A 24,212-nucleotide genomic window follows, 5' to 3' on the forward strand; every position below is an offset into this window, starting at 1 on the left:
TGCCGCAAGACAGCCTCGGGTTTCCCTCGCAACAAAAAAACACTTCCGTCTCGCGACAGAAGCGCTAACCCTTACGATCTATACAGGTTTCGATTGCAGTTCTTTCTCCAGCTCTTCGCTAACGTCGATCAAGTCGGTAGGCTGACTTTCGGTCAAGATGGCACGGGCTTGCTCGACCTCCAGACGCAGCGATCGAATTTGTTCCATAGGTTTTTTCACATAATGAATGTATTCGACGGCAAGATGATGATCCGGCTTTTTACCCGCAAATATACGGCGAAAAGCTGACATAGACTGATAGCTTCGTTCTTCCATTGCACGCCGTTTCTCATAACGTCCGATCGCTTGCTCGATTTCCGTGATTTGCGCCTCTCTATGAGCGATGTAAGCTTCTAAAAAAGGGTATATCTCAGCCGCTTTTCGCTTATTTACGCGCATCGAGTTCCCTGTCAGCAAAGCGTTGATCATGAAACATCACCTGTCCTAATATGTTAACATTCATAACAATAGATTTATTTTACACTAAAATACAGCCTTTGAAAACATTAAATTTAACATAAGCGAAAACAGGCAAACACTAAAAAAGAGACCTGGACGTTAAGCGTCCAAGTCTCCGTTGTTGTATGAAGTATACTTGCTTTATTTTTGAGATTCATTTGCTTTTCGGTTTTGCACGGCATTCTTCGCGTTGTTCTCAGCAGCAGCAGCCCCTGCTTCAGCCCCTACTTCTTCGGAAAACTCAGCGTTGTACTTTTGGTTTTGGTTTTGAATTTTGTTGTTTTGTTTGTTAGTGGCCATCGCTATCACCTCCCTGACAACCATAGTATGGTCCGAAAGGTGGTGGGTTATGATGGAAACTTATAGCAGCAGCTCTTCCTTGAGCTGGTTCCATAGCGCTTCGGTAATTTTGCCGCCGCCTTTTTTGACGACAAATACATTCAATGTTTTCTTGCCCCATTCTTTGTACACTTGATCTTTGGTCTCGAAATACAAGTCAATTCGCTTCCCTTTAATGGCGCTGCCGGTATCGGCGACGACGCCGTAGCCGTAACCCGGAATGTACAGCACCGTACCTAACGGAAATACATGCGGATCGGCGGCAATCGTAGAAAAAGAGGTGTGATCCCGCGTCACCTTGAGCCCGGAATAGGTTACACCGTACTCGGGATGGCCCGGGTTTTTGCCGGTCGATTCTCTACCTGCGTAATAGCCCGTCGCCGTTACTTGAACGGCCGTCAGTTTCGTAAGATCCTGCCGTTGATGCGGAAACAGCTTGTAGTTTTGTTGTCGGCTTGCCGCACGGGCCTCGGCGTTATTAGCGGCCGTTACAGGCTTGCTCTCTGGCTGGGAATGGGTAACCGTCGTCGTTTTGGATGAAGCAAGAACATTCGGCGCGGAAGCCGTAATGGCTTCGACTCGCGTCGATTGTCCGCTTTCAGGTAAGACGGACGGCTGTCGCTTATTTTCAAACCATATCAATACGGACAGCATCAACGCGATGAAACAAATCCATTTTGCATGGCTTGCGGTTCTAGGTAACATAAGTTTTTTTAAAACCTCCCCTTAATATAAAAGGCTGTCCATTGCGGGGAGGTTCTATACGCTACTCTTCCAAATATCGCCAGGAGGCCGGGACTAACGTCAAAACGCAAAAAAGCCTCATCCCTAAGGATGAGGCTTGCCGGGCTGGCTTCAGCGCCGATAGAAGTTAAACCTGTTTGGTGCGGATGTCTTCTTGGATCATCGCGATGACTTGATCCAGACTTTGCGCGCCCAAGTCCCCTTGGCCGCGTTTACGGACGGATGCTCCGCCAGCTTGCACTTCATTCTCGCCGACAACGAGCATGTAAGGAATTTTCTCAAGCTGCGCCTCGCGAATTTTATAGCCGAGCTTCTCATTGCGCAGATCGGCCTCCACACGCACGCCGGCCAATTGCAGCTTCTCTTGCACCTCTTTGGCGTAAGCGTCAAAGTTGCCGGAAACCGGCAGAACTTTCGCCTGCACCGGGCTCAGCCAAGTCGGCAATGCGCCGGCAAAGTTCTCCAGCAAGAAGGCGGTCATACGCTCCATCGTGGAGATGATGCCGCGGTGAATCACGACCGGACGATGCTTTTGACCGTCTGTACCTACATATTCGAGCTGGAAGCGTTCCGGCAGCAGGAAATCGAGCTGCGCGGTAGAGAGCGTCTCTTCCTTCTTGAGTGCGGTTTTGATCTGGACATCGAGCTTCGGTCCGTAGAAGGCCGCCTCGCCCTCGGCTTCAAAGAACGGCAACCCGAGCTCTTCCACGACTTCCCGCAGCATACGCTGGGACATTTCCCACATTTCGTCGTTCGGGAAATATTTCTCCGTATCCTTCGGATCGCGGTAGGATAAGCGGAAACGGTAATCCTTAATCCCGAAGTCTTCGTACACGTGACGAATCAGGTTGACGACGCGCGCGAACTCTTCCTTGATTTGATCCGGACGGCAGAAAATGTGCGCATCGTTAAGCGTCATGGCGCGCACCCGATGGAGCCCTGTTAAAGCGCCTGACATTTCGTAACGGTGCATCGTGCCGAGCTCGGCAATTCGGACCGGCAGATCGCGGTAGCTGCGCATTTCGGCTTTGTATACCATCATATGGTGCGGACAGTTCATCGGACGAAGCACAAGCTCCTCGTTGTCCATCACCATTTTGGGGAACATATCTTCCGAGTAGTGGTCCCAGTGTCCGCTTGTCTTATATAGCTCAACGTTGGCGAGAACCGGCGTATAGACGTGCTGGTAGCCGAGGCGCTCCTCCAAATCGACGATGTAACGTTCCATCGTGCGGCGAATTTTGGAACCATGCGGCAGCCAAAGCGGCAAGCCTTGTCCGACCTCGTTGCTGAACGTAAAAATATTCAGCTCCTTGCCCAGTTTCCGGTGATCGCGCTTCTTCGCTTCTTCCAAGAGATGCAGATGCTCGTCAAGCTCAGCCTTCTTAGGGAAAGCCGTTCCGTAGATGCGCTGCAGCATTTTGTTCTTGGAGTCGCCGCGCCAGTAAGCGCCGGCCACGCTAAGCAGCTTGAACGCTTTGATACGGCCGGTCGAAGGCAAATGCGGACCGCGGCACAAGTCAAAAAACTCGCCTTGATCATAAATCGTAATGACGGAATCTTCCGGCAAATCGCGAATTAACTCCAGCTTCAACGGATCCTCAAGCTCGCTAAAAATGGCGATCGCTTCCTGACGACTGACGACGCGACGGCGGATCGGCAAGTTCTCCTGCACGATGCGTTCCATTTCTTTCTCGATTTTGGTCAAATCGTCCGGAGTTAAGGAAGTCTCCATATCGATATCGTAGTAAAATCCGTCTTCGATGACCGGACCGATGCCCAGCTTCACGGCTTTGTCGCCGTAAATCCGTTTGATCGCCTGGGCCATCAGGTGCGCCGTGCTGTGACGGTACACCTCGATCCCGGCCTCGCTGTCGAGCGTAACGATTTCAAGCGCCGCATCTTCTTCGATTGCCGTATTTAAATCGACCGGCTTTCCGTTCACTTTGCCGATGACCGCATTCTTTTTCAGCCCGCTGCTGATGGAAGCCGCCACTTCTTCTACCGTAATGCCGCTCTCATACTCCCGAACCGCTCCGTCCGGAAAAGTTACCTTAACTGCCATCTTGTTCATCCTCCATATCCAATAAAAATAAGCGCATTCCTCCCGAAAGGGACGAGTGCGCTTAGCTCGTGGTTCCACCCTAATTCAATCCGCTCAGACGCTTTGGGCAGCTCGGTATCGAAACCGTTCCTGCTTCGCTTTGCGGATCCTCCAGCATTCGGTAACGGGAATGACCCGGTGACATATACTGGACGCCTGACCTGACGCCGTTCCATCTCACGGCTACAAAGGGGTAAATGGACGAAATCGTTCCGAAGGGACTTTCAGCCGGGTTCCCTCTCTCTGGGCGGCGCTTCAACCATTCATGTCTTTGATCGTTGCCTTAGCCTTTATTATATTCAGCGGCGGTCGAATGGTCAAGGTTTTGGCATAACCGGCAATACCCGCACAGCTCCACCCGATTTTCAAAAATTTGCGAAATCGTCTTGATCACCTGCGTTTCCGGCTCGCGTGTGTGGATATAGATTTTCTGCGGAGATACGGTGATCAGCGTGCTGACGATCATGTCTTCGAAGTTCATATCCTTCTCCAGCAGTTCTACCGTCACGACGGTCTCCGGATCGTCCGTGTCGATCTTTTCCATCCGGTCATTCAGCAGCATGAATTCACTGCCGCCTTTATGAATCAAGTGTACGAATGGAATCTTCGCTTCCTGTATATAGACAAAATATTGCAGCAATGAAATGAATTCCTGATACTGCCGGTCCATCACATATTCATCGACCGCATATTCGACGATATCGTGCAGCTCTTGCTTATAAGCCTGCAGACGAAAGCGAATAAATCCGTCCAAATGCAGTTCGGTTTGCTCCTGAATATAATCCGCGATTTCCGAAGCGATCAACGCTTTGCGCCGCAGGAAAGGCGCCCTTTTCTCCGGATCGTTCTCGCTTCTGGAACCCAGCAACTGCTCGCAATAGCTTAGAATTTGGTCCAATTCTTGCTCTTGCTTGTAATGATATTCGTCCCGTATCAGTTTGCGAAGCAGCAGGGGCTCTTCTTCGCCAATAATGTATTCCGCCAGCGCCTGAGCCGTCTCGTCATAAACGCGTTTCCCATCCTTCTTTAACTCAAAAGCCGGGAGCCGCCCTGAGATTTCAATCGCGCTCAACCCTTGCCGCCGTTCCAAGGTCATATGGATTTTGTTTTCGTTATGTAGCAGGTCGCCGGAACGCGTCAATACGCGGCTGAGGAGATCCGCCTGCAGTTCCGTGCGCTTCGATGCAAACACCGTTAACAGCTTCATGCCATCCACTCCTTTCGGGCCGTTGATTTCCTTTAAAGTATATGGCCCCTGAGTCTCATATATACAAATAACAAGCGTCCGTGGTATAGTAATATATGAGATTTACACAGAATTATGGAGTGAAGCCTTATGGTTTTCGATGTGGTTAATCATGTGAAATTACCGCGTTGGAACCGGAGGATCTTGAACGGTTATTGGGGAATGGCTGTATTGTCCATTGCAGCCACGGTTATCATTGCCTGGTTCGGTCGCTTTACGAATGCTATCGATTTTACAGTCGCTCGTGTCGGTCTGCATGCGCTGTGGACTTGTATCGGGCTTTTAGTCGTTGAAGCGGCATACGGCCTGTCGAAGCAATGGAGCGACTACATCATTATTCTGGGCGGCGCCCTCCTCTCCGCGAACCTGATTTCCGCTTTTCCTTTGGTCAGCCCGACGCTTACGACACTGTTTCTGCCGATATTGACTTCCGTCTTTTATTTCCAAAGGCGCAAAGTCATTTTTGCTTTTTGCGTCAGTTTATTTACATACTATGGCCTGTATGCGCTGCTGCTTCGTCAGACGACGCAGTACGGGTGGCTCGACGCTTTTGCGATGACGTTAATTTTATTGATCGGCGCTTTCGTCGGACTGGAAATTATGAGCCGCGGCACCGATTTGCTCAAAGATTTACGCTCCACTCTTGCCTCCGAACAAGACTTGCTTGTCAAAAATATAATGATGGATAAGCAGGCAAAAACCGATGCGCTTACCGGCTTATACAATCATATGTCGTTCCACGAGTATTTAGAGGTGCTGATCCGCCAAGGCGAACAAAGCGAGCTATCGTTTCAGTTGGCACTCCTCGACATCGACCACTTCAAGAAAGTAAACGATACCTACGGGCATCGGGCAGGAGACGCCGTCTTAAGCAAGGTCGCCGGCATCCTGCAGCGCTCGGTATCTCCCAATGACTTTCCTGCGCGTTACGGCGGCGAAGAATTCGCCATCCTGTTTACAGAAACCGATGTAACGGATACCATAAGTCAATTGGAGCGAATTCGCCACCACATCGCTGCGGTTCGCCACGAAGAGCTGAACGGCAATCAAGTGACGATCAGCATCGGGCTTTACGAGTTTCGAAGAGGGTGCGCGAAGGAAGAGTTGTTCGGCAAAGCGGATACCGCTCTGTATCGGGCCAAACACAAAGGACGCAATCGCCTGGAGATTTATCAAGATGAGCCGATGACCCTAACATCGTGATGGATGCAGGGGTCTTTTTTTGAGCTTCTTCGCTGTTTAAAGTGCGAACACCTGTCAATACTGGAAATTAAGAGACCAGTAGAGGATGAGGTGTTTTCAAATGTTTGTAGCAAATCTTAATGAAGGTCAGTTGGAAGAACTGCTTCATATTCCCGAGCCGTGGTATATCGATCGGGTTGATTTCAGCCTGGAAGCCAAGCAGTTGGACGTGTATGTGAAGTTTCGTCAGCGGGCGCTATTTCCTTGTGCCAAGTGCGGAGCCCCTAATCAACCTGTTCGAGATATTGCCAATCATGACCGCACATGGCGGCATCTGAATTTCTTCGAATATCCCTGCTATATTCATGCAGAGCTTCCCCGAACCAAGTGCGACCAATGTAATTCCATCACTGGGGTCAACGTGCCTTGGGCGTTAGACAAACCGAAACACTATTTCACCCTGCACTTCGATGCGCTTATCATAGCACTGGCTAAAGATATGCCGATGAACGCCATCAGCCGATTTGTAGGCGAGCACGATACACGCTTGTGGCGGATTCTCCATCACTATGTCGATAATGCCATCGCAGCACAGGATCTCTCGTATGTGACGAAGATCAATACCGACGAAACATCGGCCAAACGTGGTCACAACTACATCACCATATTCATGGACCCGGAGCAGAAAAATGTCATCTGCGTAACCAAGGGCAAAGATTCCAGCACATGGAGCGAGTGTAAGAAGCAACTGGAATCTCATGGCGGCAAAGCCGAAAACATTACCGAGGTTTGCATGGATATGTCGCCAGCCTTCATCAAAGGTGCAGAGGAGAACTTTCCAAAAGCCTCGATCACCTTCGACAAATTCCATGTGATACAGGCCGCAAACGAAGCCGTTGATGAAGTGCGCCGTACCGAACGGAAGAGCTGCGCAGAACTAAAAGACACGCGATATATGTGGTTGAAAAACCCGGAAAATCTGACTGCTGCGCAACAAGAAACGATGGCGAAACTGAAGGACTGCGATCTGGATACCGCCAAAGCCTACCGGATGCGGCTGATCCTCCAGGAGATCTATCGCTATCCGGCTGCAATCGCACCTATGGTGCTGCAAGACTGGATTCAGTGGGGACTGCGTTGTCGACTGGCTCCAATGGTCGAAGTCGCCAAAATGCTGCAAAACCACTACGATGGCGTCGTCCGATGGTTTTCATCCAAACTGACAAACGGTCTGCTCGAAGGCGTAAATAGCTTATTTCAAGCGGCCAAACGGAAGGCCCGAGGCTACCGCTCCGAAAAGAACATCATCGCTATGGTCTACGTATTGGCAGGAAAGCTGAACTTCGCCTTGAAATAAGAAAAGAATTGGCAACAGCATGGAGCCACGCATCGCTCGCACCTGAACCAATTCCCTTGTCCAGCACCAGTATGCCCATTTGTAGTCTTGTTTATGCTGCAACAGATGGTGGACGTGGAGCGAAGCATCTATACCAATTCCCTTGTCCGATTTTCAAAGGTTTTCTGGAAATTCGTAGAGCTAATTTTGGCTGGTAGCATCGCTAGTGGCGAAGAGCCTTTTTTGATTTATATGATACATAATGTATTTTATTTGAGCATTTCTATGATTCATGATACAATTTGTTTCATGGTATAACTTCTCGTCGAAGGAGGTTCGTCATGAAGCAGTCGCAAGGCCGATTTCCGTCTCCCGCGGCACAACAATTGGTACACCTGCATAAAAACTTGTATGTCAACCGCCATGATCCCAAATATCACGAGAAGGTGATCCGCTACCTCGATCCGCATTCACCTGAAGCCCATTACCGGTTAGGGCAGCATTTTGATCAAAAAGGACTGAAATCGAAAGCGCTCTACCACTACAAACAATCGATGAAGGTCTATCCCTCACCTTATTATTATCAAGCGTCCGGGGCCATTCGCCGTCTGGAGCAGAACGCGGCAGCGGGTGCAGCTACAGCTTCGGGAACGATCGCCGGACCAACTCCGGAGCAGCGGGCGGAACGGGCCTTTCCTTTATTCCTCAAGGTTCTCGTTATGACGTTGTTCATGATCAACATCGCATTGCTGCTCATTTTTTTTGCACCGTCCGCGATATCCAAAGCCGTCACCGTGTTATCACCCTTCACCGTTGGAAAATCGGTCACCTATGAGAGCGTCGAGAAGCCGTTTCTCCTGCACTTCCCGCACGGCGAGCCGAACCGTAAAGTCGAGGATGAGCTTCATCAAAAAGCTATAAAGCTTGCTGAAGCCTACCCTAACGCGCATATTGTCATCTATGGAATCGCCTCCTCGGCAGCCGGTGCGGAGCAGAAAGCGGTGCCTCTGACGAATGATGATTGGAAGCGGCAAGCTTTCGTCGTTGCAGAGTACAATCCGGCGATCGATCAAGCGGTGAAAATCCGGTTTGTTCATCCTGAATTGACAGCGGTCGGAGCGAATATTGTCCGCACAGCACTGAACGCTTATATATCGGAGCACGGCACCGCACCGCCCCGGCTTGACGATCTGCTGCAAGATTACCCCAACAATTATATGAGCTTCCTTCCCGCGGAAGGTCAATCCGGTTCGGCCTTGGTCCGAACCTTTTTTAATGGATCGGGCGGCTGGGTTTACGACCGTGAAGCGGCGGATGCGGAGAGCATGTTTTACCCGAACACGGAAACAGGAGACGAGCCGATTCCGTATACGCCCGTACAGCTGGTCGTCGAAGCCGCGCAGCATTCGCTGGAGCTGCGAACCGGCGATAGGCCGATCGCCCGGTACCGCATCGGTCTCGGTTCGGACAGCACGCCTACGCCGACGGGCTCATTCACAGTTGGCAACCGCGTTATCGAGCCCGAAGGACGTTCCCCCGGCGTATACGGCGCCGCAGCGCTCAGCCTCGGCAGCATTGCCATTCACGGCACCACGGACGTATCTTCGATCGGCCGCAGCGTCTCGCTCGGATGCATCCGCCTGAGCAACGAAGAGATGGCTTCGCTTTATCCGCTGACCCCGCGCGGGGCGCAGGTTGTGATTGTGCCGGCGGAGCCTGGCGGCACAGCAAGCGCGAACGTCGCCGCGGCGGACGCTTGGGCTCCTGCGCCTGCCGTCGCAGCAGACTCTACGGCTCCTACGCCAGCGCTTACAGAGGCGCTGCTGCTTGGTGCACGGTCGCAAAGCGGCCCGCTGAAGCCGGTTGAAACCGCAAAAGGCATTCTTTTCCATTGGCTGGGCTGAAGGATGAAAAGATCAAAAAGCGGAACTATGATTCGCTGTTAGCTTCCTTATCAGTCTACATGCTGACAAGGAAGCCAATAAGAAATCACAGTTCCGCTATTTCTTTTGCCAGGCGCTTTATATTATACGCCAATAAGGCAGCCAATCGATTTCAGCTATTGTTTAGTTCTGCATAATAAAGTCGTTCTCGACCTTCACGGACGCATCGTCGAATATGCGCAAAATCTCGTAACGCGTGTTGCGCTGCGCCGGGATTTTGCCAGCCTGACGGATCAGGTCCAGCGTGGAGGAGATGGTCACTTTATGCGTCGTGCCTGCGGCGGAAACGACGTTCTCCTCGATCATCGTCGAACCGAAATCGTTACAGCCGTAATGCAGCGACAGCTTGCCGACCTCCGGCCCCATCGTGACCCAGGACGACTGGAAGTTTTTGATATTATCGAGCATGATGCGGCTGATGGCCACATTCTTCAAATAAGCGTCGGCCCCGAGCTTCTCGGCTTTCAAATTCGTGTTGTCCGGCTGGAACGTCCACGAGATGAACGCAAGGAACCCTTCCGAAGGGTAGCCCGCCGCGATGCAAGCGTCTTGAGCTTCACGAACGCGCAGCAGATGCAGCGCCCGCTCTTCATTCGTCTCGCCAAAGCCGATCACCATCGTAGCCGTCGTATTCATCCCAATGCGATGCGCCGTCTTCATGACTTCCATCCAATCGGTCCAAGAACCCTTTTGACGGCTGATTTTCCGACGGGTCCGGTCGTCCAAAATTTCCGCGCCTCCGCCCGGCAGCGAATCGAGTCCGGCTTCGTGCAGCGCACGGACGACTTCTTCCAGAGATAAGCCTTCGGAAACCTCTTTCATCTTCATGATTTCTGCCGGCGAGAAGGAGTGCATCGTAATGTTCGGGAACCTTGTTTTAATCTCGCGCAGTAAATTTGTATAATAGCTGAACGGCAGATCCGGATTCGTACCGCCCTGCATCAAAATCTCGGTACCGCCTACGTCTATCGTTTCCTGGATTTTCTGGAAAATCGTTTCATCCGGAAGCACATACCCTTCCTTCGAGCCCGGAGCCCGATAAAAGGCGCAAAAACGGCAATAGACATCGCAAATATTCGTATAGTTCACATTGCGTCCGATGACGAAGGTCGTAATCGGCTCCGGATGATGCCGCAGCATGATCTGATTCGCAACGTGCCCCATTTTCTCGATTTGATCTGATTCGTATAACGTGACGCAATCTTCCGCGCTAATCCGATGGCCGGCCAGCGCTTGCTCCAATATCCGATCGACGGAACTCATCGCTCTCATCTCCTTTATGTCTTCCATCGTACCACAAAAAGCTTCCCTACGGCTATATGCCCCGCTCCGTGTTCACAGAAAAGCCGCCAACTCGCAAAGGAGCTGACGGCCCGGTCATGCAGGCGATATGTACACGCCGCTGCTGATTGATTTTCTCTTGCTTGGGATGTTATCCGTGCAGCGGCACTCCGCTTTCAATTTCTTGCTTCGCGAGGTCGATCGCACGCGACAAGTCCGCGATCAGATCGTCCGCATGCTCGATCCCTACGGAATATCGCAGCAGCTTCTCGTCGACACCGATCCTGCGGCGAATGTCTTCGGGAATATCAGCATGCGTCTGGACGGCCGGGTACGTCATCAGCGATTCGACGCCGCCAAGGCTTTCAGCGAAAGCGATCAGCTTGATATGGCGCAAAATCGGCTCGATATAACGGGCGTCTTTCATTTTGAAAGAAAAAATGCCGGTATTGCCCGAGGATTGCTTGGCTTGAATCTCGTGGCCCGGATGCGAAGGCAGCGCCGGGTAGTACACTGCTTCGACGTCCGGATGAGCTTGCAAATACTCGGCGATCTTCGTCGCGTTGGCTTGGTGACGCTCCATCCGGATCGCGAGCGTTTTCATGCCGCGCATCAGCAGCCAGCTGTCCTGCGCCCCCAGCACGGCGCCCATGGAGTTGTGCAGGAACGCCATTTGCTCGGAAAGCTCCTTGCCTTTCGTGACGATCAGACCGGCGAGCACATCGTTATGACCGCCTAAATATTTGGTGGCGCTATGAATGACGATGTCCGCTCCCAGCTCGATCGGCCGCTGGAAGAACGGAGTCAGCAGCGTATTGTCGACGATGGACAGGATGCCTTTCTTTCTCGCCCATCCACACACTTTCTCGAGGTCTGTGATCATCATCAGCGGGTTTGTCGGCGTTTCGATCAAAATCGCCTTCGTATTAGGCTTCGCATGCGATTCCAAGGCATCCATGTCGTTCGTATCGACGTATGTAGCGCTCACGCCGAATCGGGACATGATCTTCTCCAGCAAACGGTAGGTGCCTCCGTACAGATCGAGCGAGACGATCAAGTGATCGCCTTGTCCGAACAACGCGAAGATCGTTTGCAGCGCGGCCATCCCCGAGCTGCAGGCGAAACCGGCGTCCCCGGATTCCAGCTCGGCAATCGCTTCCTCCAACACTTTACGCGTCGGGCTTTTCGTACGGGCGTAGTCGAAGCCCGTGCTTTGCCCGAGCTTCGGATGGCGGAACGCCGTCGCTTGGTAGATCGGGAAGCTGACCGCTCCCGTTACCGGCTCTTCTTGGGATCCGATTTGCGCCAAGCGGCTTTCGATTCTCAATTCTTTGTTGTCATTGGAACTCATATGACATAATCCCCCTTGTACAAATCGTACGGCGTTTCCTGGTATACGTAGTAGTTTAACCAATTCGAGAACAGCAGGTTCGCATGCGCGCGCCATGTATTACGCGGCTGTTTGGTCGGATCGTCTCCGGGGTAGTAATGCTTCGGGATGGCGATATCCATGCCTTTGTTCACATCGCGGTCGTACTCAAGCTTCAGCGTACAAGCATCATATTCCGAATGACCGGTTACGAAAATGTGCTTGCCGTCTTGCGTTGCCACGATATACACGCCGGCCTCTTCGGACTCCGATAAAATTTCAAGCTGCGGCACCCGTTCGATGTCTTCGCGGCGCACTTCCGTGTGGCGCGATTGCGGCGCCCAAAATTCCTCGTCGAAGCCGCGAAGCAGCTTCACGTTCGGCTTGGAGACCGTGTGCGGGAACACGCCGAATATTTTTTCCGGAAGCCCGTATTTGGGCACGCCGTAATGGTAATACAGTCCGGCTTGGGCGGCCCAACATATATGAAGCGTCGAGGTGACGTGAGTTTTGCTCCATGCCATAATTTCTTTCAATTCATCCCAATAATTCACATCTTCGAATTCCATCGTTTCAACAGGTGCGCCGGTAATGATCATGCCGTCCATCCGTTCGTTCTTCACATCGTCAAACGTTTTATAGAACTGCTCCAAATGTTCGGCCGACGTGTTCTTGGACGTATGCGTCTTCGGATGCAGCAGAACGAATTCGACCTGCAGCGGCGTATTGCCGATCAGCCGGAGCAGCTGGGTTTCGGTCGTTTCTTTGGTAGGCATTAAGTTTAATATGGCGATCCGCAGCGGCCGAATGTCCTGGTGAAAAGCCACCGTTTCATCCATAACGAAGATGTTCTCTTGAATGAGCACTTCTTTGGCCGGCAAATGATCCGGAATTTTGAGAGGCATCGAATTCACTCCTTTTCATCGTTGGATTCCAAGTTTCTCGCACCCCGCGCCGCCGAAGTTTTCCGGACAACAGGAAAAAGCCTTCTTCGCGCGCACGAGAAAGGCCTTTGTATAAGTACATCGTCCTCTCTCATCTCTCAGAAATTATGCGCAACTTAAGCACACAACCTTCCGCAAGATTTAGCACCGTGCATGTCTTCGCCGAAGCAAATTCATGTCGGTTGCCGGGTATCATCGGGCTAGTCCCTCCACCTGCTCTTGATAAGAGTGTGAAACCGAATCTATTCAGTTCGTTTTGGATATTATTAATGTAATCGAAAATGTCCGAAGCGTCAAGCGGTACCTTAGGCGTCAAAACCAAAAAAACGCTGCGCCCACACCGTGTGAAGGTTCATTACATAAGCTATCCCAGGCGGAGTTTTTCTATAACAAAATGATTGTATTCTCAATTATGTAGGGGTATACTAGACAAGTATTCGACAAACTCATGCCAAAAAAGGGGTGTAGCAACCGAATGGACGGAGACCCGAGGAGTAGATCCCCGCGTTTAACACAATTGAATACTTCGTTTGGAACCCGGCCGTCTGTACCCGTTCGTTATCATAGCTCAACCCCCGTGTGACGCGTTACGTGCGGCGTCATCGTGAGTCATGCTGCTTGAACCGCAGCGGCCGCGTGTTCCTCTCGATCAACACAAAGGGGTGGAACCGATGAAGGCACGCTTAGTTCAGGACGGCGTTTTTACTATTGTAGACGATATTACCCAGACCGTTGTACCGCCTCAGCACGGATTTTATTGGATCGATGCTGAGCCTGAGGATTTGGAATTACTTCAGCCCTTATTCCATTTACATGAATTGGCCGTAGAGGATGTACTGACCGAGGAAGAACAGCGGCCGAAGATCGAGCTGTACGATACGCATTATTTTATCGTGGTTAACAGCATTCGGTTCGATGACGAAGAAATTTTCCTGCGCGCCCTTAACATCTTCTTGAGTAAACATTATATTATTACAATTACTCGGCAAAAAATTAATGAAATCCGCGCCTTAAAGCCCGTATTGTGGGAAGAGGAAGTCACGGCGCCGGACCAATTCTTATACCATCTAATCGACTTGATCGTTGATAATTATACGAATGTCGGGGACCGGATCGAAGCGAAGATCGAGAAGCTGGAAGAAGACATTCTGATGCATACGAAGAAATCGCATTTGAACGAAATTATCGGGCTGCGTAGCGAAATTTTGTGGTTGAAGAAGGTGCTCGTTCCGCAAAAGGAAGTTTTGAACACCCTCAATAAAAAAGACTTGAAGCTGATCAGCGAGCCGCTGCGCAAATATTTCGGCGACATCTACGAGAACGCCGTCAAAATTTCGGAGACGTTCGATACGTTCCGGGAATTGATGGGAAACTTGCGAGAGGCTTATCAATCGAGCATCGCCAGCAGGGCCAATGAGATCATGCGCGTGTTTACGGCGATAACGACGATCTTCATGCCGCTGACGTTTATCACCGGCATTTATGGAATGAATTTTGAGAAACTGCCGGGACTGCATTCCGAAATGGGCGGTTTCATTACCATTCTATTGATGGTCGTTGTCGGATTATCCATGTTCTTCCTTTTCCGCAAAAAAGACTGGCTCTAAGAGAGCCCAGTCTTTTTTGTTTTCCAACCGGGTTCGCGTTGTGTTTCAACTCCCCCCGATAATGTTTTAACTTGCCTCCCCTTGCTTGGGCCTTTCCGTGCGCCGGAATTTCAGCCTAAGCAGACGAAGCCACTCGTAGATGCGCTCCGCCTCTTTAGCCGAGAGGCTGTCCTGCGCATAAACCTTCTGCAGAATGGGTTTCAAATAACGATCGCCCTGCTGCTCGAACGCCTGCCAAGCGAGCTCCCGTTCCACAGCCGGAACCTGCTCCAGCACCTGCTCAATATACGGCGCCAGATCGTATCCGTCCCGATCCAGCTCCTCGATCCAACCTAGCAGCTCCTTACGCTGCACACGAATTTTCTCCTGCAGCTCATCCAGCATTTCGCCGCGCGAAATGGCTTCAAGCAGCACCCGCTTGTTCTCCAGCTTATCCGCTTCCGCTTTGCGCCGCCGCTCCTTCTCTTGGAGCAGCCATGTGTTGAACTCGGCCGGATTCACTTGCTCCTGAACCCAAGCCAGGGGGAACGAAGTTACGCGTTCTTGCTGGATCGTAATAGCCAGAATATCTTTTCCATACCGCTCCGCCTTCGCTTTGCCCATTCCCGGCAGTTGGCGCAGCTCATCCTCCGTATGCGGCAAGAAAGCGGCGATCATCTTAAGCAAACGGTTCGTCGCTATGATGAAAGGCGCCTTGCCGTCACTTGCCGCTTGTTTGAACCGCCATTGACGCAGCGCTTCGTACAGCGGCTCTTCTGCATGCTGTTCACTGTAATAATGCAAAAGTTGGGTGTAAGCCGTTCGATCGTCCATATCCGCAAGCTCGCTTATCCGTATGTCGAGCAGCGGTTTAAAACCTTCGCACTGTTTAGCGAAAACCCGCTCCCGAAAGACGGCCAGCATTTCCTCCCAGTGCAGCCCTTCATACCACGACTCCTGCGTCTTACGCCCGTCCTCCTGCACCTCCGTCCACATGATATGCCAGATCCCTTGCTGCTCGCCGATCGTGACCTGTGCCGTCCGTACGTTTCCTTCTTTGCCTGCCTTCTCCAAACTGTTCAGGAATATCAGATTCATCTTCTGCACCCTCCGTCGATTTTTTTTACTCAAACGCAAAAAAAAGCACCCTCTTCCCGATGGGAATGAGAGGTGCTTCCTCAATTTTGAACGTTTGAAATTATTTCTATATTATCATAACATTCCCTAATTGACAAGCTTGACACGTTAGCTGCCGGATAAGCTCGACCTGGAACGGACACAATGGTGGTGAAGGTTTTATTTCTTACATAATGGCCTGTAAAGGAGATCATCGCCATGAACGATAACGACGTAACCCGAAACGAAAGCCAGGAAGGTTTTATCGACGAAGCGCCGCACCGCAAATACACCGATCTGAAAACAGTCGAGTCGCAGCGGAACGACTTGACGGCGGAGGAATTTCCGGAGGGTCCTTACGGCAGCAGCCTCCTGCAAGAATCCTTAGGCAAGAGTTCGCCGTGGCGGGCAGACCAGCGTCCGCAAAACCGGTTTACGTACGAAAACCGCGAGCTTCATGCCGGTGTCTCACGCGGATATCCGGGCGCTCATCCTACCCATGATTCGACCGGGGACGATCAAGTCGAAGAATAGCGAACCCGGGCCCGATTTACAAAAAAAACGTTCCGCCGGAGCCGTCAACGACCCCGAGCGAAACGTTCATGTCTTGTTGTACAGCAGCTTACACTTTCATGACGCCGCCGGTGCTGGCCGAAGTCACGAGCTTGGAGTAACGCGCCAGGTAACCGGTTTTTACTTTTGGCTCGAAGCCTTTCCAGTTCGCACGGCGGCGCTCCATCTCTTCATCGCTGATTTGCAGCTCGATGGTACGGTTGATCAAATCGAGCTCAATGATGTCTCCATCCTCGACGAACGCGATCGGACCGCCCTCCGCCGCTTCCGGCGAGATGTGCCCGATGCTGATTCCGCGGGATGCGCCCGAGAATCGGCCGTCGGTAATCAGACCGACTTTCGCGCCGAGACCCATCCCCACGATTTGCGATGTCGGAGCGAGCATTTCCGGCATGCCCGGCCCGCCCTTCGGTCCTTCGTAACGAATGACGACGACGTGGCCCTCTTTCACTTTGCCGTTCGCAATGCCTTCGAGCGCCGCTTCCTGGGAGTCGAAGCAAATCGCAGGTCCTTTGTGATAACCGCCGACGGACTTATCGACTGCACCGACTTTAATGATGGAGCCGTTAGGCGCCAGGTTCCCGAACAATACGGCCAAACCGCCTTGCTCGGAGTGCGGATTGTCGAGCGGACGAATCACGTCCTTGTTCAAAATTTCATGACCCGCCACATTCTCCGCCAGCGTCTTACCCGTGACCGTGATTCGCGACCCGTCGATAGCGCCCGGCTTTTTCAACAGTTCGTTCAGAATCGCGCTTACGCCGCCCGCGTTGTGCACGTCTTCGATGTGGTAATCGGAAGCCGGTGCGATTTTCGCAAGATGCGGTACGCGCTTCGCCACTTCGTTGATGCGTTCGATCGGATATTCGATGCCCGCTTCGTGCGCCAAAGCAAGCGTATGCAGCACCGTATTGGTCGAACCGCCCATCGCCATATCGAGCGCGAACGCATTGTCGATCGCTTCGATGGTTACGATGTCGCGAGGCTTGATGTCCTTTTGGATCAGTTCCATCAATTGCTTCGCGGAACGTTTCACGAACTCTTTACGCTCCGGAGCAACCGCGAGAATCGTACCGTTGCCCGGAAGCGCCAGCCCCAGACCTTCGGCCAGGCAGTTCATCGAGTTGGCCGTGAACATACCGGAACAGGATCCGCATGTCGGACAGCCGTATTGCTCCAGCTCCTGAAGGCCTTTCTCGTCGATCTTGCCGGCTTGGTAAGCGCCTACGCCTTCAAAGACGGAAGACAGCGAGATGGAACGGCCGTCGCTTGTTTTGCCCGCTTTCATCGGTCCGCCGCTGACGAACACCGTCGGGATGTTGACGCGCAGCGCGCCCATCATCATGCCAGGCGTAATTTTGTCGCAGTTCGGAATACAAACCATCCCGTCGAACCAGTGGGCCGATACGACAGTCTCCAACGAATCGGCGATAATTTCGCGGCTTGGCAGCGAGTAACGCATCCCGATATGACCCATGGCAATGCCGTCGTCGACGCCGATTGTATTGAACTCGAACGGTACGCCGCCGGCTTCGCGAATCGCCTCTTTGACAATTTTCCCGAATTCCTGCAGGTGGACGTGACCCGGTACGATATCGATGTAAGAGTTGCACACCGCGATGAACGGCTTGTCGAAATCTTCCTCTTTAACGCCGGCGGCGCGCAGCAAACTGCGGTGCGGAGCACGGTCGAAGCCCTTTTTAATCATGTCGCTTCTCATTTTAGCTTTGGACATCTTAGTTGAAAGCCTCCGTTTCTATCGAATAAATCGTCTATTATAATTTAAGATATGCACTTCTTTCGATTGTACCATGTTTCGAGATAAATGAAAATGAAGAGATTGGCCGAAATTCCGCAGGATGGCGCCAAATTCGACTATTTTTGCCGCTGAACGGGGAAATCTGGTATAATGCCTTGAGACGCACGCCAAATGAGGAAGCGGAGGATGTTCGAGTGATGGAATTCGATTATTTATACGACGGGACGGAAGAGACGAAAACGAGATTTGTCTGCTTTGTGGGAGAGTCCTTGCGCCGATTCGACCTTGCAATTACAAGCACCAACCGGTTTTACGGCAAGAAGCTGGTTACGGATTTGCAAATCGGCCGTACGGCGGTCATCGGTCCCGACGACCTGGAAGAAGAAGGATACCTTGAGCACGTGTTTAAAATCAACGAGGAAGAAGCCGCTGAACTGACCGAGTTTCTGTCCGCCATCGTAGGGCCTGTTAACTTCACCGATATTTAATCGCCAAGAAGCCGGACCGGCCTGCATCTGCAGAACCGATTCGGCTTCTTTGTTTGATGGCCGGAAAGCTTGGCTTCCCGCTTCATCAAGCTCCCCCGCTTTACTCCCAGGCAAATTGCGTCGTCAGCACGTCCGCAAACTTCTTGCTTTGCTCTCTGCGCTGCTTACGCATCTCCGCACGTTGAACCGCGGTTTCATTCAGCCGGATTTCCTCCGCTGTTTGCGGGATCACCTTCGGAACGGCTACCGGCCGGTTATTTTCATCCAGTGCGACGAAAGTCAGGAACGAGGTAGCGGCGATATCGCGCTCTCCCGTGCGCAAATCTTCCTTAATTACCTTCACGAACACTTCTATCGAACTGGTGCCTGTGTAAGTGACGAACGACTCGAAACAGACCGAATCGGTCGGACGGATCGGGGTCAGAAAATCGACCGAGTCGGTGGACGCCGTCACCACGCTGCGCCGGCAATGCTTGTATGCGGCAATCGAGGCGATATCGTCGATATAAGCCATCAGCTTGCCGCCGAATAAGGTGTTATGATTGTTGACGTCTGTAGGGAATACCCGGTTCGTCTTGTAACAGCGCGTTTCTTTCACATATCTTTGTTCCATCGCAGAAGCTCCCCTTTGCAGGCTATAACCTGTTTTCGTTTTATTATACCTGCAAGGGATAGATTTACCAATGAGGCGGAGCACGCCGCTTCCCAACGTTCGTGAAACGCTTCTGAAAGCAAGGCGGCGCTTAGGGGCCATAAGCTTAGTAAACATTTTCTGAAGGATGGGAACAACCGAGCTTCCGATACCGGTTTCGGCAATAAATATTCGCTCAAAATTCCGCAAATGATCTTCTTTTAACTGCGATTATTAGCCCATCATTGACGAAGCTTTTCTTGCTGTATACAATAAGTTTAACGAAAATTTTCGTCAACCTGCCGCGATTCGTCTTTCGTGCGGAGGAAGCTGTTGGGAGGAACCTTCATCGTGAAGAAGCTAACGATCAAAACGATTGCGGAGCTGGCCGGCGTTTCCGTATCGACCGTTTCAAAAATTATGAACAACTATAACGACGTCAGCGATGAAACGAAGAAAAAAGTGCTGGAGATTATGGAAGCGAGCGGTTATACGCCATCCTTCAGCGCGCGAAGTTTAAGCAAAAGCAAATCGAATCTGGTGGGCGTTATATTCGCCGGCGAAATGAACCTCGAGATGAACCATCCATTTTTCCTCCACGTCCTCAGCACCTTTAAGAAGCGCATCGGGTTGTTCGGTTACGATCTGCTGTTCTTCTCCAACGAGAAGCTGCTTCATACCCGCGAAGATTACTTATCCCGATGTCGATATTTCAACATAGACGGCTGCGTAATTTTCGCCGGCGACGATATCGAGCCCTTCGTGCACGAGCTGGACCGCAGCGACATTCCCTGTATCGGCGTCGACCTGTCGCTTTCCGGCCAAAACTCGGGTTACATCATGACCGACAATACCAAGGTGTCGCGTAAAGTCGTCGAGCACTTTTATTTGAACGGCTACCGTGACATCGGCTTCATCGGCTCCTCGGTCAAATCAGAAATTTCCCACATTCGAGAAGAATCGTTCAAACAGGCGTTAACCAGCTTCGGCCTTTCGATCAATCCGAATTGGATCGTCAACGGGGTCGACTTCCACGAGAAAAGCGGCTACCAGCTGATGCAGCAGCTGCTTGAACAGGAGAAGCTGCCGACGGCCGTATTTGCCGCTTCGGATCTGCTCGCAATCGGCGCGATTCGCGCAATCCAGGAACGCGGCCTTGATGTGCCGGGCGACATCGCCATTATCGGCTGCGACGATATCGACGCCTGTAAATATACGACACCACCGCTCACCACCGTCCGCCAGGACCACGAAAAAATCGGCCTGCTCGCCGCCTTGATGCTGTTCGATCTGATGAACAATCAAATGGAGTCGACTTCGGTGCTCGTCGAGCCGGAAATGATCATCCGCTCATCCTGTAGGGCAAACTAAGCGGCGTCTTCTTTTCTCCAGGTAATTTCTTCCTGTACATCAATCTTCAAGGAGCTTTGATCGGGCGGCTTTGCCCATCCCCTTCTTCACTACGGTTCTTTCCTGTACGGATCCAACTAAAGTCGTGTCTAAACGACAGCTGTTGCGGTATAATGGAGCCAGACTGTCAGACACCGGAGGGAGTTCTCATCTTGTCTCAAAGAGTAAGGCTGTTATCGATTTGCATTGCGGTTTGCTTAATTATAGCAGCCAATTCCGTCATTTTTTTCGTTCTCACCCGGAACTCGCTGGAATCGAACCATAATCGGGAAATCGAATCGATCGCGCATCAAATCCAATCTTCCGTCGAACAATCGCGCATCGGCTCCAAATTATATGAAGACATGATCGGCGAAAAATTGCGTCTGGCGTCCATCGCCGCCCAACAAGCGCTGCCGGCCGATGTCGAAGAAGTGACGACCGACCAGCTCGTCGCGCTGCGGGACCGGCTGCAGCTGCAAGGATTGACGCTGCTCAAACGGACGCCTGACAACATCGTGCTGTATAAATCGTCCAATGCGGACGAGGTAGGCCTCAGCACGAAAGGCTGGGGCAACTGGTACAAAGCTTTTCAGGAATTGTTCGACAATCGGGACGTTACCATGGACTGGGGACAAAAGCTGCCCAATTATTGGTCGGGTCCTTATGAGATCGCGAGCGCCGACATCAAACGAATATCTAAATGGGGGTATTATTACGACGGCACGACCAATTACATGCTGGATCCTTATGTCGACGACACGGCATGGCGAAGATATCAAGAACTCACGGGGACGCAGGCTATTATCGAACGAACGCTCCAAACGTATCCGTTCCTGCTTGAGGTGACGGGCATCAACCCGGCCACGTTCGGGCACGAGAAGACGTTCATTACCGAAAAAGGGGAAACCCTCGATCCATTAGTTCACCGTCCGGTCTTCTTCGGAAGCTACGAGATCAAACATACCGAAAAAGACGCGCGCTTCATCCAAACCGCGATCCAAACGGGTGCGACCGTATCCTACCAAACAACCTATAACGGAAAACATATTCAAAAAACGTTTATTCCGGTCCAAAGCCAGCTGCTGGACGAAGCGACGCCGATTCCGGATCCGGACCTCTTGTACAAGCAATATGCGAAAAAAAGCGCCGAAGTGACCAAAAACCAATATTACGTCTTGAATCTCGTATCGGACATGGACAAGCTGGACGCCCAGCTCAGCAGCCAGTTTAAGACGCTGATGATCATTTTCGCAGGTTTGACGCTGCTCAGCATCGCCATTTTATTCGTGATCATTCGCTTGGTTAGCAACTCCAGGGACAAAGCGGTCAAGGAAACGTCGGAAACGTACGCCGAGGAAGTCAACCGGATGTTCTTGAACATACGGGGCCAGCGGCACGATTTCCTGAATCATGTCAATGTCATTCATTCGTTCGTCGAATTGGAGAAATACGAAGAGCTTCACCAATACACGAAAACGTTAGTGGAAGATATCGGGGGGTTGAACGACCTTATCCGGATCGGGCAGCCGGAGATCGCAGCCATCATACAAGCCAAGATGGTCACGGCGATGAACAAAAAAATTCAACTGATCCATAACATTGCGAGCATGGAGCGTATCATGACCGGGGCGAAATCGATGGACCTCGTTCGGATCATCGGGAACTTGATCGACAACGCTTACGACGAAGTGATGGAGCTCGATGCGGAGCTTCGGCATGTAGAGTGCAGAGGATGGCTGGATGGCAAGCACTTCCACTTTACCGTGATCAACCCGATGAGAAACGCATTAACCGAAGAAGAGCAAGCGTCCCTCTTCAGAGCCGGCTTCACGACCAAAACGGGTCAGAATCACGCCGGATTAGGGCTCGCCATCACGCAAAATTTAATCCACAAGCACCGGGGTACGATCAGCGTCGATGCCCGGGACAAGCAAATCGAATTTCATGTTTCGATTCCAATCGGGTGAGGGATGAACAATGTCTAGAGTCTTAACGGTCGCGATCGCCGAGGATCAGGAGCTGGACCGGAAGAAGCTGGAGATGTACGCCGGACGATTAGGCTTGAAGGTCGTAAGCTCGACGGCGTCGGGCACCTGGTTTCTTGACGATTGCTTAAAATACAAGCCGGATCTCGTGTTTCTGGACATCGGGCTTCATATGATGGACGGTATCACCGCTTACAAAAGGCTGCACGAACAAGGACTGGCCCCTTACCTGATCATGGTATCCGGGACGCAGGATTACAGCTTGGTCATAGCCGGATACGAGCTGGATTGCATCAGTTTTGTCACGAAGCCGGTCACATTCGAGCATTTATCGGCGGCAGTGGAGAAGGCAAGAACCGCTTTTGAAAAAGCTCTTACTTATATGCCTGCTCCGAATTCCCGCATTCTTGAGGTTAAAGCGAGCTACAAGACCGTCTTTATCAATGAACATAAACTCATTTACGCACAAAAATCGAAGGGCGAACGGAAAGCGTTCCTTTACATCGAGGGAGGGGAAGTCGTCGAAACGACTACGCCGCTTACCGAGATTTTAAGCCAGTGCTCGAAGCAAATTTTTTGTCCGAACCCTTCGAACCTGGTTAATCTGAATTTCGTGAAATCGATCCATGCGAGCGATCTGTTTTTCGGCACCTATAAGATCAAGCTGTTCCCGGACGACATCGAGATCGATCTGTCGCGGCGTAAGCGGAAAGAATTTGAACGGTTGTATCGTCATGAATAGATTTGAAACGTCCCCTGCGTCTTGGTTGACGGCAGGGGCTTTTATATTGCAGCGCTCTTCTTCAAGAAGATTGGCTTGAAACAGTTCGATATTTTTCGACATTTTTTTTACCGATGAACATAAAAATACAACCACTTGACGTCATCTTGATTCGTAAATCCTAAAGAATATTTTATAATTACAGCAATACTTTTCATCAGCAGCTAATAAGGGAGACTGAACAATATGACCGACAAGCTGGTATTAATCGTAGATGATGAAAACGAAGTCGCCGAATTAGTGGAAAAATATTTGAAACGTGACGGATACCGCGTCGTTAAGGCAGCAAGCGGTGCGGAAGCGATCCGGAAGGTTGAGCAGCATCGTCCGGACCTTGTGCTGCTCGATATGGCGATGCCGGGAATGGACGGTTTAGAGGTTATGCGCCAATTACGAAACCAGGCCCGTTATCAAGCTCCGATTCTTCTGATGAGCTGTAACGGCGATGACAGCGCTGTTATTCGCGGCCTCAGCTCAGGCGCCGACGATTACATCACGAAGCCGTTCAGCCCGGAACAGCTGGTCGCCCGCGTGAAGGCTCATCTGCGCCGCAGCGACATCCTCGGACGAATCAAGGAAGCACCGGAAACGATGACCCTCGGAAGGCTCAAGATCGATTTCTTGCACCGGACCGTATGGGTCGACGGAAGCCCCGTGCCTTTGTCAACGAAAGAGTACGATATCCTGTATCATATGATCCGGATGCGCGGGCGTGCGCTGTCCCTGGAGGAGCTGTACAGGCTGACTTGGGGCTTCGACAGCAACGGAGATACGCGTACGCTGCTCGTGCATATCAGCAATATCCGAAAGAAGCTGGAGCCCGATCCGGATAACCCCCGTTTCATCGTCACGGTTCGCGGCTTCGGTTACAAGATAAGCGGGTTTGACATTCAAGCTAGCGGGTGAATCAGTTTA

Annotated in this window: 21 protein-coding genes and 1 riboswitch; of the genes, 10 read left to right on the forward strand and 11 right to left on the reverse strand. The window is 51.6% G+C overall.

Annotated features, from left to right (window positions below; genetic code table 11):
• Positions 1–78: 78 nt before the first annotated feature.
• The 5 genes from ACZ439_RS07370 to ytxC all read right to left on the reverse strand — a co-directional run bounded on the left by ACZ439_RS07370 (position 79) and on the right by ytxC (position 4,892).
• A complete protein-coding gene (locus ACZ439_RS07370) occupies positions 79–468 on the reverse strand; it encodes a hypothetical protein (RefSeq protein ID WP_174817585.1) in 390 nt (129 codons plus the stop codon).
• Between the two features lie 171 nt (positions 469–639).
• A complete protein-coding gene (locus tag ACZ439_RS07375) occupies positions 640–798 on the reverse strand; it encodes a hypothetical protein (protein ID WP_164751842.1) in 159 nt (52 codons plus the stop codon).
• Between the two features lie 60 nt (positions 799–858).
• Positions 859–1,542, reverse strand: a complete 684-nt coding sequence (locus tag ACZ439_RS07380) for a 3D domain-containing protein (protein WP_155614526.1) — start codon at positions 1,540–1,542, stop codon at positions 859–861.
• A 166-nt stretch (positions 1,543–1,708) separates the two neighbouring features.
• Complete coding sequence (gene thrS / locus ACZ439_RS07385; protein ID WP_141335221.1) at positions 1,709–3,646, reverse strand: threonine--tRNA ligase; 1,938 nt, start codon at positions 3,644–3,646, stop codon at positions 1,709–1,711.
• 322 nt (positions 3,647–3,968) lie between these two features.
• Positions 3,969–4,892, reverse strand: coding sequence for a putative sporulation protein YtxC (gene ytxC, locus ACZ439_RS07390; protein WP_054796036.1), 924 nt, complete (start codon positions 4,890–4,892; stop codon positions 3,969–3,971).
• 129 nt (positions 4,893–5,021) lie between these two features.
• Between ytxC and ACZ439_RS07395 the strand changes: the two genes are divergently transcribed.
• The 3 genes from ACZ439_RS07395 to ACZ439_RS07405 all read left to right on the forward strand — a co-directional run bounded on the left by ACZ439_RS07395 (position 5,022) and on the right by ACZ439_RS07405 (position 9,353).
• Positions 5,022–6,134, forward strand: coding sequence for a GGDEF domain-containing protein (locus ACZ439_RS07395; RefSeq protein WP_141335223.1), 1,113 nt, complete (start codon positions 5,022–5,024; stop codon positions 6,132–6,134).
• Between the two features lie 100 nt (positions 6,135–6,234).
• Entirely contained in the window at positions 6,235–7,470 is a 1,236-nt protein-coding gene (locus ACZ439_RS07400; protein WP_464620829.1) for an ISL3 family transposase, read from the forward strand.
• Between the two features lie 320 nt (positions 7,471–7,790).
• On the forward strand, positions 7,791–9,353 hold the full coding sequence (locus ACZ439_RS07405) for a L,D-transpeptidase (RefSeq protein ID WP_464620830.1): 1,563 nt from the start codon (positions 7,791–7,793) through the stop codon (positions 9,351–9,353).
• A 162-nt stretch (positions 9,354–9,515) separates the two neighbouring features.
• On the opposite strand, the gene mqnC is transcribed toward ACZ439_RS07405, so the two are convergent.
• The 3 genes from mqnC to metA form a co-directional block, all read right to left on the reverse strand.
• Positions 9,516–10,655 carry a cyclic dehypoxanthinyl futalosine synthase gene (mqnC, locus tag ACZ439_RS07410; protein ID WP_054797971.1) on the reverse strand — a complete coding sequence of 380 codons (1,140 nt, stop codon included), beginning with the start codon at positions 10,653–10,655 and terminating at the stop codon, positions 9,516–9,518.
• A 169-nt stretch (positions 10,656–10,824) separates the two neighbouring features.
• The gene (locus tag ACZ439_RS07415) at positions 10,825–12,024 is read right to left on the reverse strand and encodes an aminotransferase class I/II-fold pyridoxal phosphate-dependent enzyme (protein WP_127608220.1); all 1,200 of its coding nucleotides are present in this window, start codon (positions 12,022–12,024) and stop codon (positions 10,825–10,827) included.
• Positions 12,021–12,947 carry a homoserine O-acetyltransferase MetA gene (gene metA / locus ACZ439_RS07420; protein ID WP_054797969.1) on the reverse strand — a complete coding sequence of 309 codons (927 nt, stop codon included), beginning with the start codon at positions 12,945–12,947 and terminating at the stop codon, positions 12,021–12,023. Before metA ends, ACZ439_RS07415 begins: the two co-directional genes overlap by 4 nt.
• A 127-nt stretch (positions 12,948–13,074) precedes the next feature.
• A riboswitch (SAM riboswitch) is annotated at positions 13,075–13,215 on the reverse strand.
• Between the two features lie 442 nt (positions 13,216–13,657).
• Between metA and corA the strand changes: the two genes are divergently transcribed.
• The gene (corA, locus tag ACZ439_RS07425; protein WP_127608221.1) at positions 13,658–14,593 is read left to right on the forward strand and encodes a magnesium/cobalt transporter CorA; all 936 of its coding nucleotides are present in this window, start codon (positions 13,658–13,660) and stop codon (positions 14,591–14,593) included.
• A gap of 66 nt (positions 14,594–14,659) precedes the next feature.
• Here corA and ACZ439_RS07430 read toward each other — a convergent pair whose 3' ends face one another.
• Positions 14,660–15,670: an HRDC domain-containing protein gene (locus tag ACZ439_RS07430; protein ID WP_127608222.1), complete on the reverse strand. Its 1,011-nt coding sequence runs from the start codon at positions 15,668–15,670 to the stop codon at positions 14,660–14,662.
• A 237-nt stretch (positions 15,671–15,907) separates the two neighbouring features.
• Between ACZ439_RS07430 and ACZ439_RS07435 the strand changes: the two genes are divergently transcribed.
• Positions 15,908–16,222, forward strand: coding sequence for a hypothetical protein (locus ACZ439_RS07435; RefSeq protein WP_054800212.1), 315 nt, complete (start codon positions 15,908–15,910; stop codon positions 16,220–16,222).
• Between the two features lie 88 nt (positions 16,223–16,310).
• Here ACZ439_RS07435 and ilvD read toward each other — a convergent pair whose 3' ends face one another.
• Entirely contained in the window at positions 16,311–17,996 is a 1,686-nt protein-coding gene (gene ilvD, locus ACZ439_RS07440; RefSeq protein WP_127608223.1) for a dihydroxy-acid dehydratase, read from the reverse strand.
• Positions 17,997–18,214: 218 nt separating this feature from the next.
• On the opposite strand from ilvD, the gene ACZ439_RS07445 reads away from it, so the two are divergent.
• A complete protein-coding gene (locus ACZ439_RS07445) occupies positions 18,215–18,508 on the forward strand; it encodes a DUF3055 domain-containing protein (protein WP_054797974.1) in 294 nt (97 codons plus the stop codon).
• Between the two features lie 100 nt (positions 18,509–18,608).
• Here ACZ439_RS07445 and ACZ439_RS07450 read toward each other — a convergent pair whose 3' ends face one another.
• Positions 18,609–19,121 carry an acyl-CoA thioesterase gene (locus ACZ439_RS07450; protein WP_054800215.1) on the reverse strand — a complete coding sequence of 171 codons (513 nt, stop codon included), beginning with the start codon at positions 19,119–19,121 and terminating at the stop codon, positions 18,609–18,611.
• Between the two features lie 369 nt (positions 19,122–19,490).
• Here ACZ439_RS07450 and ACZ439_RS07455 point away from each other — a divergent pair, with 369 nt between their 5' ends.
• The 4 genes from ACZ439_RS07455 to ACZ439_RS07470 all read left to right on the forward strand — a co-directional run bounded on the left by ACZ439_RS07455 (position 19,491) and on the right by ACZ439_RS07470 (position 24,203).
• Positions 19,491–20,510 (forward strand): LacI family DNA-binding transcriptional regulator, encoded by a 1,020-nt coding sequence (locus ACZ439_RS07455; protein WP_330164513.1) that lies wholly within the window; start codon positions 19,491–19,493, stop codon positions 20,508–20,510.
• Positions 20,511–20,701: 191 nt separating this feature from the next.
• Positions 20,702–22,498 carry a sensor histidine kinase gene (locus tag ACZ439_RS07460; RefSeq protein WP_464620831.1) on the forward strand — a complete coding sequence of 599 codons (1,797 nt, stop codon included), beginning with the start codon at positions 20,702–20,704 and terminating at the stop codon, positions 22,496–22,498.
• Between the two features lie 10 nt (positions 22,499–22,508).
• A complete protein-coding gene (locus ACZ439_RS07465; protein WP_464620832.1) occupies positions 22,509–23,258 on the forward strand; it encodes a LytR/AlgR family response regulator transcription factor in 750 nt (249 codons plus the stop codon).
• A gap of 225 nt (positions 23,259–23,483) precedes the next feature.
• Positions 23,484–24,203 (forward strand): response regulator transcription factor, encoded by a 720-nt coding sequence (locus ACZ439_RS07470; protein WP_054797961.1) that lies wholly within the window; start codon positions 23,484–23,486, stop codon positions 24,201–24,203.
• Positions 24,204–24,212 lie beyond the last annotated feature (9 nt).

The sequence above is a fragment of the Paenibacillus sp. JCM 9796 genome (genome assembly GCF_055379675.1).